Source organism: Streptomyces sp. NPDC007095, assembly GCF_040634475.1.
In the GTDB taxonomy this organism is placed as follows: domain Bacteria; phylum Actinomycetota; class Actinomycetes; order Streptomycetales; family Streptomycetaceae; genus Streptomyces.
Map to the genome: position 1 here is coordinate 1 of NZ_JBEYFS010000338.1, position 8,816 is coordinate 8,816.

General features: G+C 68.9%; 6 protein-coding genes and 3 pseudogenes. 6 read left to right on the forward strand and 3 right to left on the reverse strand.

Features of this window, described 5'->3' with window-relative positions:
• Positions 1–108 precede the first annotated feature (108 nt).
• Positions 109–1,031, reverse strand: a pseudogene (locus tag ABZ656_RS53745) (IS3 family transposase); the annotation flags it as partial.
• A 66-nt stretch (positions 1,032–1,097) separates the two neighbouring features.
• Between ABZ656_RS53745 and ABZ656_RS53750 the strand changes: the two are divergent.
• Positions 1,098–2,208 (forward strand): annotated as a pseudogene (locus ABZ656_RS53750) (IS110 family transposase); the annotation flags it as partial.
• 74 nt (positions 2,209–2,282) lie between these two features.
• On the opposite strand, the gene ABZ656_RS53755 reads toward ABZ656_RS53750, so the two are convergent.
• A complete protein-coding gene (locus tag ABZ656_RS53755; RefSeq protein WP_360279461.1) occupies positions 2,283–2,822 on the reverse strand; it encodes a GNAT family N-acetyltransferase in 540 nt (179 codons plus the stop codon).
• A gap of 208 nt (positions 2,823–3,030) precedes the next feature.
• On the opposite strand from ABZ656_RS53755, the gene ABZ656_RS53760 reads away from it, so the two are divergent.
• The 4 genes from ABZ656_RS53760 (at position 3,031) to ABZ656_RS53775 (ending at position 7,220) form a co-directional block, all read left to right on the forward strand.
• Positions 3,031–4,326 (forward strand): IS256 family transposase, encoded by a 1,296-nt coding sequence (locus ABZ656_RS53760; RefSeq protein ID WP_360279446.1) that lies wholly within the window; start codon positions 3,031–3,033, stop codon positions 4,324–4,326.
• 134 nt (positions 4,327–4,460) lie between these two features.
• The gene (locus ABZ656_RS53765) at positions 4,461–5,246 is read left to right on the forward strand and encodes an extensin (RefSeq protein WP_360279449.1); all 786 of its coding nucleotides are present in this window, start codon (positions 4,461–4,463) and stop codon (positions 5,244–5,246) included.
• A 396-nt stretch (positions 5,247–5,642) separates the two neighbouring features.
• Complete coding sequence (locus tag ABZ656_RS53770) at positions 5,643–6,524, forward strand: helix-turn-helix domain-containing protein (protein ID WP_360279452.1); 882 nt, start codon at positions 5,643–5,645, stop codon at positions 6,522–6,524.
• Positions 6,525–6,635: 111 nt separating this feature from the next.
• Positions 6,636–7,220 (forward strand): hypothetical protein, encoded by a 585-nt coding sequence (locus ABZ656_RS53775; protein WP_360279455.1) that lies wholly within the window; start codon positions 6,636–6,638, stop codon positions 7,218–7,220.
• Positions 7,221–7,265: 45 nt separating this feature from the next.
• Here ABZ656_RS53775 and ABZ656_RS53780 read toward each other — a convergent pair whose 3' ends face one another.
• Positions 7,266–7,514 carry an SH3 domain-containing protein gene (locus ABZ656_RS53780; protein ID WP_360279458.1) on the reverse strand — a complete coding sequence of 83 codons (249 nt, stop codon included), beginning with the start codon at positions 7,512–7,514 and terminating at the stop codon, positions 7,266–7,268.
• Between the two features lie 397 nt (positions 7,515–7,911).
• Here ABZ656_RS53780 and ABZ656_RS53785 point away from each other — a divergent pair.
• A pseudogene (locus ABZ656_RS53785) lies at positions 7,912–8,816 on the forward strand (DUF5954 family protein); the annotation flags it as partial.

Sequence of the window (8,816 nt, forward strand, 5' to 3'; positions counted from 1 at the left end):
TGCCGACGCCGCCCCTCCGGGACATCGCTGGTCTTCAAACTCCAGTCCGCCGTAGCCACGTCGCACACCTCCGAGATCAGGGTGTTGCGACGACCGGTTGAATCCACCTTGGGCGCCCCTGTCCGTGTGAAAGACGACGCCGTGGACCGGGCCTCCGCGGGCAGCCACAGCCATCTCGATCGCGTCGGTGACCAGCGAGGTACGCATGTGGTCCGCGATCGACCAGCCGATCACGCGCCGCGAGCAGATGTCGATGACTGTGGCGAGATACAGCCAGGTCGAACCGACGGCGACGTACGTGATGTCGCCGCACCACTTGGTGTTGAGCATGTCCGCCGTGAAGTCACGCATCACCAGGTCCGGCACCGGCGGGGCCATCTTGTCCTGAATGGTCGTGCGCTTCTTGCGCCGCAGGTGCCGTCCGACGATGCGGTTGATCCTCATCAGCCTGCTCACGCGCTTGCGGTTGATCTTCCTCCCGCGGGAGCAGAGTTCGGCATGGACGCGCGGGGCGCCATAGGCGCCCTGGTGGTCGGCATGGATCTGTCGGATCTCCGACACCGTTCGCTCTTCCTCGACGGCTCGTTCGGTGCGGGCGTCTGCAGTGGCCCGGTGCTGGTAGTAGCCGGAGCGGGAGACGTCCAGGACCCGGCAGATCCGCTTCACGCCCAAAGCGGCGCGATTTTCGGAGATGAAGTCCCAGCGGCGGGGGCTCACTTCACCTCCCGAGCGAAATAGGCGGCTGCCCGGCGCAGGATCTCGCGCTCCAGCTGCCACTCCTTCTCCGCCTTCAGCAGCCGGGCGTTCTCCGCTCGCAACCGGGCCAGTTCCTCAGCCGGACTCCCGCCGGCCTCGCGGCGCTCGGGCAGTGCCTGGGACTCGATTTCCTTGCGGACCCACGTCCGCAGCGACTCGGCGGTGATGCCGAGATCCGCCGCCACCGCCGCGTATGTGCGCTTGCCGCCCGCGGCGCGGTAAAGCGCGACCGCGTCCTTCCTGAACTCCTCCGGATCCGGAGACTCGCGTCCCACCTGGACATCCCTCCCTGGACCATCAAGATCCATTGTTAGGGTGTCCACTCCAAAGGATCAGCCTCACACAAGCTCTTGGCCCTCTTGGCCGAGCACGGTGACAGCCCAGAGGATCCGATACCGGTGGCCATCGAGACCAGCCACGGCCTCCTGGTTGCGAACCTGCGCACCGGCAGCCGTCGGGTCTTTGCGATCAACCCGCTCGCCGCCGCCCGCTACCGCGACCGCCACGGCGTCAGCCGAAAGAAGTCCGACCCGGGCGACGCCTTGGTCCTCGCGAACATCCTGCGCACCGACATGCACGCCCACCGACCCCTGCCGGCCGACTCCGAACTCGCCCAAGCCATCACGGTCCTGGCCCGAGCCCAGCAGGACGCCGTCTGGACTCGGCAGCAGGTCGCTAACCAGGTCCGCTCGCTCCTACGCGAGTATTACCCCGCTGCTCTGCTGGCCTTCCAAGGCAAACAAGGCGGTCTGACCAGGGCTGACGCCCGCGTCATCCTCACTCTGGCGCCGACCCCGACCAAGGCCGCGAAGCTCACCCTCGCCCAGCTGCGGGCCGCCCTCAAACGCAGTGGCCGCCTCCGCGGCTGCGACGCGGAAGCCGAGCGGCTGCGGGACGTCTTCCGTGCCGAGTACGCCCACCAGCTGCCCGGCGTCGAAAATGCCTTCGGCCACCAGCTCCTGGCCCTGCTCAAGCAGCTGGACGTCACCTGCGAGGCCGCGGACGATCTCGCGGAGGCGGCCACAGCCGCCTTTCACCAGCACGCCGACAGCGAGCTCCTGCTCAGCTTCCCAGGCCTGGGGCCCATGCTCGGCGCCCGCGTGCTCGCAGAGCTGGGCGACGACCGGGCACGGTTCGCCGACGCCCGGGCGCTGAAGTCGTACGCCGGATCCGCCCCCATCACCCGGGCCTCTGGCAAGAAGCGTTTCGTCGGCCGTCGGTTCGTCAAGAACAACCGCCTCATCAACGCCGGCTTCCTCTGGGCCTTCGCCGCCCTCACCGCCTCACCGGGAGCGAACGCGCACTACCGACGCCGACGCGAGCACGGAGACTGGCATGCCGCCGCACAACGGCACTTGCTGAACCGCTTCCTCGGCCAGCTCCACCACTGTCTCAAGACAGCAGCATTTCGACGAACAGCAGGCCTTTGCACCACTCCTTCCAGCGCCTGCATGCCCCGCCAACCCGACCGACTTCGTTGACGAGAACAACGGCACTTCGACAGAGCCACGCTGTCGAGCGCGAACTCAATCAGAGGGCGTGACCGGGGCCCGCAGGCCGAGCCACTGATCGGCGTCCCAGGCCCGGAACCGCTCCGCTTCGGTGAACCCCAGCTTTGCCGCGAGGCGCATCGAACGGACGTTGGCGGTCTGGGTGGCGAGCACCACCGGCTCACCCGGAAGGACGTCTTCGAGCCAGTCCAGTGCCGCCGCGCACGCCTCGGCGGCATACCCGAATCCCCACGCCCGCGGCAGGAACAGGTAGCCGAGATCGACCTTCCCCACGGCAGTGGGGCAAAGGTGCTCCGTTGCTCTCCTGAGCAGGATCTGGCCGATCATCGCCCCTTCGAGATCGACGACGAAACTCCCGGGCCGCCGCCCGGGCACCTCGGGCATCTCGCGCTCAAGCTCGTCACGCGGGCGGGGGCCGCCGAGGTAGGTGTGCACCTCCGACGAGGCGTGCAGCTCGATGAACGCCGCACGGTCCCAGGCCTCGGGCTCACGCAGCACGAGCTTCTCGGTCTTGATCGGTGCAGGCGGCCACGCAACGGGTCCGAGATCATTCATGTTGGCCAGCCAATCAGCGGCCTCAGTGGTGATCAAGACTCGCGGTCCCTCTTGACTTCTTATCCCCCTGAGATGTCTTGACCGCGGTCTTGAAGATGCTCATGACCATCTTCATCCAGTCGCACACCGTGCTCGCCGCGAGCTTCTTGCTGACGGCGGGGGTCTGTACGGTCTTCGGTGTAACTCCCGATCATGGAAGTAGCACTTGATGAGCGACGTGACTGTCTCTGCTGAGGCGGTTGAAGAGGTCCGGCCGGCCGAGTTGTCGGCGGACCTGCTGGATGACCAGTTGATCGGGCAGTTGGTCGACCGGGCCCGCGCGAGCGGGCTGCAGCTGACCGGCGAGGGCGGGCTGCTGCAGCAGCTGACCAAGCGCGTGTTGGAGTCTGCCCTCGAAGGCGAGATCACCGACCACCTCGGCTATGAGAAGCATGACCCGGCCGGTGCCGGCAGCGGCAACAGCCGCAACGGGGCCCGGTCCAAGACCGTTCTGACCGATGTCGGTCCGGTGGAGATCACGGTGCCGCGTGACCGCGACGGCAGCTTCGAGCCGCAGATCGTCAAGAAGCGACAGAGGCGGCTGACCGGTGTCGACGAGATGGTCCTGTCGCTGTCCGCGCGTGGTCTGACGCACGGTGACATCTCCGCTCACTTGGCCGAGGTCTACGGCGCGAGCGTGTCCAAGCAGACCATCTCGACCATCACCGACAAGGTCATGGACGGGATGGCCGAGTGGCAGAACCGGCCGCTGGACCCGGTCTATCCGGTGATCTTCATCGACTGCGTGCACGTGAAGGTACGCGACGGGCAGGTGGCGAACCGGCCCATCTACGTCGCACTCGCGGTCACCGTGGACGGCACGCGCGACATCCTTGGCCTGTGGGCCGGCGACGGCGGCGAGGGCGCCAAGTACTGGCTCCAGGTCCTGACCGAGATCAAGAACCGGGGCGTCGAGGACGTGTGCATGGTCGTCTGCGACGGGCTCAAGGGCCTGCCCGACTCCATCTCGGCCGTCTGGCCCCAGGCGGTCACCCAGACCTGTGTCGTTCACCTGATCCGGGCGTCGTTCCGCTACGCGGGCCGCCAGGACTGGGACAAGATCTCCCGCGCGCTCAAGCCTGTCTACACGGCTCCGACCGCGAGCGCGGCGGAGGACCGGTTCCTGGACTTCCAGGAGGAATGGGGCGTCAAGTATCCGGCGATCGTGCGGCTTTGGGAGAACGCCTGGGCCGAGTTCGTGCCCTTCCTCCAGTTCGACACCGAGATCCGCCGCGTCGTCTGCACCACCAACGCGATCGAGTCAGTCAACGCTCGCATACGAAAAGCCGTCCGGGCCCGCGGGCACTTCCCGAACGAGGCCGCAGCCCTCAAGTGCGTCTACATGGCCGTCATGAGCCTCGACCCCACCGGGCAGGGACGCAAACGCTGGACCATGCGCTGGAAGCCCGCCCTGCAGGCTTTCGACATCGCCTTCGACGGCCGACTCTCCGTCGGCCGCCGCTAACTCACATCACCCGAGTTACACCGTTGGCTGGACAGACCCCACCCCGGAGCCGTCGTACGCGAGGGGCCCGCCCGTACAAACTCCCCGTCCTTCCAGGGAGCCACCCGGCCCGCGGTAGGCGAAGGCGGCGCCCGGTGAAGCAGATCCCCTCCCGCGAGGCAATCGGCCTGCTGCGGGCCATGACCCGGGTCCTGTGCGCCGTCGGCGTCCTGGCGCTGGCCTTCACCACGGTCAACGTCACCCGCTTCGCCACCGGCCGCGACGTCCCGCTGCCCATCGCGATACTCCTCGACCCAATGATCGGCACCGCTCTGGCCGGCGTCCTGTACGTGGACGCGCGCCTGGCCTCCTGGGGAATCGACCCGCCGGGCTGGTCCACCACGCTGCGCTGGGGCGCCGGCTGCACCGCCGCTCTCATGAACTCCTGGGAGAGCCTGTGGCCCGACGGCCAGATCGGCTGGCCCCGGCAGGCCGATCCGGCTGCCGTACTGCTGCATCTGACCCCGGCCCTGCTCCTGATCGCCCTCACCGAGACGATCGCCGCCTACCGACGGTGCGTCACCGACCTCCTGGACCGGATCGGCCCGGCCGATCCCGATCCGCTCACCGATCGCCCCGACCACATCCCTCCAGCGGCGGACGGCACACCGCCGCCCGCCCCGGACCGCGTCGGGCCCCACATGCCCGGCCACGCGTGCCCAACACCCCGTCCTGCGCACGCGTCCCCGCCGGGCGACAGCACGGCGGCAGACGGCGACGTGTGGGCGCGCGCGATCGCGCTCGACGACTCCGCCCGCACCGCCACGGGGAGACCGGTGAGCATCTGGCGGCTGCGGACCGATCTACGCGTCGGCCCCCGTCGCGCACGCCAGATCCGCGACCAGCTCCTCGCCCGCCCCTCCGACCCGCCTCCGGAGTGATCCGTTGCGGAGATCCCGACCGGGCAAGCCGCCCCCGCCCGGGATCTCCGCAACGGGACAACCCGCTGCCCCCTCACCGACAGGACACCCGCTCCTGCCGATCGGCATCCGCTCCCCCATGTCGGTGATTCACGGAAACCGCCGATCGTTGCACCTCTCTCATCTGCGGAAACGCGCCGCTTGACAGAAGCGATCCCATCGAGCGTCCATGGTCGTGGCCGACGAACCGAGCGGGCCAACGGGGAACCGTGAACCCGCCCGTCGCACGGCCGTGTCCGCCCGGGAGACACGCGATGCGCACGCGCCCGGCGAACCCCCGCGACCCGCATACACGCAGACTCGCACCCCGGCCGGGGACCTCAACGACCCGACATCGTACGGAATCGAGGTTCCCTCATGTCCGACACCACTCCTGACGGCACGCGGACACTGCACGCCGTCCCCACCCCCGAGCCGCTGACCCGGCTGACCGGCGCGCCCGTCACGATCTACACCGAACTCACCAACCTCACAGGTGACGACGGGGCCACAGCCGCCGAACTCGCCCTCGCAGCGGGCCTGGGCCGCTCCACCACCGGAAAGGCCCTCACCACCCTGGAAGAGCACGGCCTGGCCGTTCGCACCCCCGGCGGCCACGACGGCCCCCGCCGCACCCCCGACCGCTGGCGCGCCGCGCCCACCTCCGAGACGAGCAGCGGCGACGGACAGAGCGCTCCGGAGCCCGCGAATGACCCGCTGGACCCCTCCGCCGCCAACAGCCTGGAGTCGACCGCCGACGGCGCGGACAGTGAGGGCAGCGAGAACGCTGAGGCCGACGAAACTGCTCCGGACACCGCGTTGGACGACGGTAGGGCGGATGCCGCCCCCGTCCCGGCAGCCGACGCGGTCCAGGACCCGCCGGCGAAGGACGTCGAGCAGAGCCAAGGCGGCAGCGGAGAAGACGACCCGCACGGCGAGGTCGGCCACGACGGGCCGGAGGACAAGGACACTCCCGACCCACAGGCAGGCGCTGAGCAACCGGCGCCCTCCGCAGAGGCGTTGATCCTGCCGGGCGAGAAGAAGCGGCTCGCGCCCGGAGCGCTGCGGCAGATGGTCATCGCCCATCTCCAGGCGCACCCCGGCGACGCATTCACGGCCACGCGCATCAGCCGCGTGATCGAAAAGTCCTCGGGGGCCATCGCCAACGCTCTGGTCACCCTTGCCCGGCAAGGCATCGCCGAGCTGGTGGACGACCGGCCGCGCACCTACCGTCTCACGACACCGGAGGGCAACGGATAGCCGACCGGCCATAACGAACCGGGCTGGTTCCCACGGGGGTTGGGAACCAGCCCGGCTGCTGCGCGAGTCTTCCACACCAGGCGCGTGGAGGCCGGGAGGGCGGGGGGTTCGATGACTGATTGGCTGAGCACGGTCGTAGCCGTGGCGTCGGCGGTGATCGCTGTGTACGCGGCGTACTGGGCCCGGCGCTCCGCGCGCGGCACCTTCGCGCACACGGCGTACGAGCTGGCGCGCACGCTGCACACGGACCTCACCACTGGGCCCCCCGCCCAGGCCCGGGACGTGCTGGAGCACTTCCGCAGTGGTACCCGCTACCACGAGCCCGGCCCGGACGGCCTCCCGCCCGCTACCGGGACGCAGGAAGTCCTGGAGGCGTACTTCACGCTGCTCTGGTGCTTCGAGCGCATTCTGATCGGCCGGCGCAGTCTCACTGGCCAGCAGGCCTGGAACGACACCAGCCCGGCGGTGGCCTTCCTCGACGACTTGCTGGCCTGGCATCTGAAGCGCTGGGCGGAGCGCTGGCCGACCGTACGCACGGCCCTCAAGGCACCGGAGCGTGTCCCCGATCTGCGCGATCACGATTCGATGGGCAGCTTCTGTGCCCTCGTCGAAGAAGTCACCGGGCCCAGCGAGCAAACAGCTCTGCTACGCACCCTCATCCGGGAAGAGGTTGACCAGGGCATCGGCGTGACATGACGGGCGGTGTCCGCCCGGGCACGAGCAAGCAGCCGTTACGGTCGGTCACTGCCCCGTGTGCGTCAGCTCTTCCTTGCCCCAGGCGACCAGCGACGAGTGCACGTACCCGGTGGCGCCGGTCCGTCTCATCGTGACCTTGACCCAGGCACCCCTGCCTTCGGCCCAACCGTGTGCCGTGCACATGTCGCCCTTGTACGCGGTGGCGAGCGCAGCGGCGTCCTTACTGGGTTTGGCGCGAACCGTCGCCGAGGAGGCGGTGATCCGGCAGAACTCCCCCTTCGCAGGGACAGACACAATCGGTCCGTGAACTGGACCGGCGGCGGCAACGGCGGCCACCGGGAACGCGAGCAATGGGGCGGTGAGCACGCACGCAGTGAGCGGCGCAACAGGATGACGAGACAACGGATGTTCCTCTCCAAAGACTTCAAAAGTCTTCAAACAACTTCGAAACGGTCGACCTGGAGGATGCCGCACCCCTCCCTTCCGCCGCGTGCCACCGATCACCAACAGGGCGGATTCCACCGATTCGAGTGAGCTTGACCTGAAGCGCGATGGTCCACTGCCAGGATTTTGCTGCATCACCCTCGACACCCTGGAGGAACGGCGGATTCAGATCACCTGAGGCGTTCGGAACGATTCCGCACCCGGGAGCCGCGACAATGCGCACATGACCGATGACTGAAAGCGACAAATCCACGCGCTCCATTCGGGGCTGGTCCACCGCGACAACCCCGCCGCATGGGTGACCGAGGCCGACGCGGTGGACGCTTCGCGGCGGTATCCGCACATCGCGCTGCGCGGACCGGTCTTCGGCATCGCCGTACACGATCCCGCTGCCGGATCGGGTTGGCAGCTGCTGAAGTCAGTGGCGGACGGGATGCCCCAGCAGGCCCGGGACGGCCTGAACTCGCATCTGTGGTTCAAGGCGAAGGACGAGACCGACGACCCCGGCGTACGGCGGGAGCTGCTCGCAGCGGTGACGGTGTTCGAACAGGATCCCGTCAACGAACTGGAGGTCCTCGGCGTGCGCTACCGGGTGGTGCGCGGGGACGAGCTCGCGCGCAGCGGCGAGGACGGCCTTGAGCCGCCGCGGCCCACCGACGTCGAACCACTCGATCTCTCCTGGGACGTACAGCTCAAGACCCAGTCCCCAGAGGTGGACTTCGGCCTCGATCCCCATCGGGAGGACGGCCTGATGGCCGGCGCCATGACGCTCTCACGGCGGGACTTCGCCTACTCCGGCTCCCGGTTCCCCACCGACGTGCGCGCCGACTCCGGGCGGGCGACTGCGGCGCACCCGGAGGTCGTCCTGCTGCCCGTCGGTTTCGGCGTGGCCGAGCGCGGCGAGCGCGGATGGCAGCCACGCGGGGCCCTCATGCCGACTCCGCACGACGCGCGGCGCATGCTGTACGACGAGAGGGCCGAAACCTGACCCCTGCTCTACCAGTTCAGCGAGGCCAAGAAGGCCGCCTACGCCAGGGCGGCCGAGGAGTTCAAAGCGGCCGGCCGTGCCGATGAAGCGCGTGTGGGCGACCGCCTGTTCCGGATCTGCCGCATCGAGCGGATGGTCCGCTGCGGGCCCGACGGACCGGAACC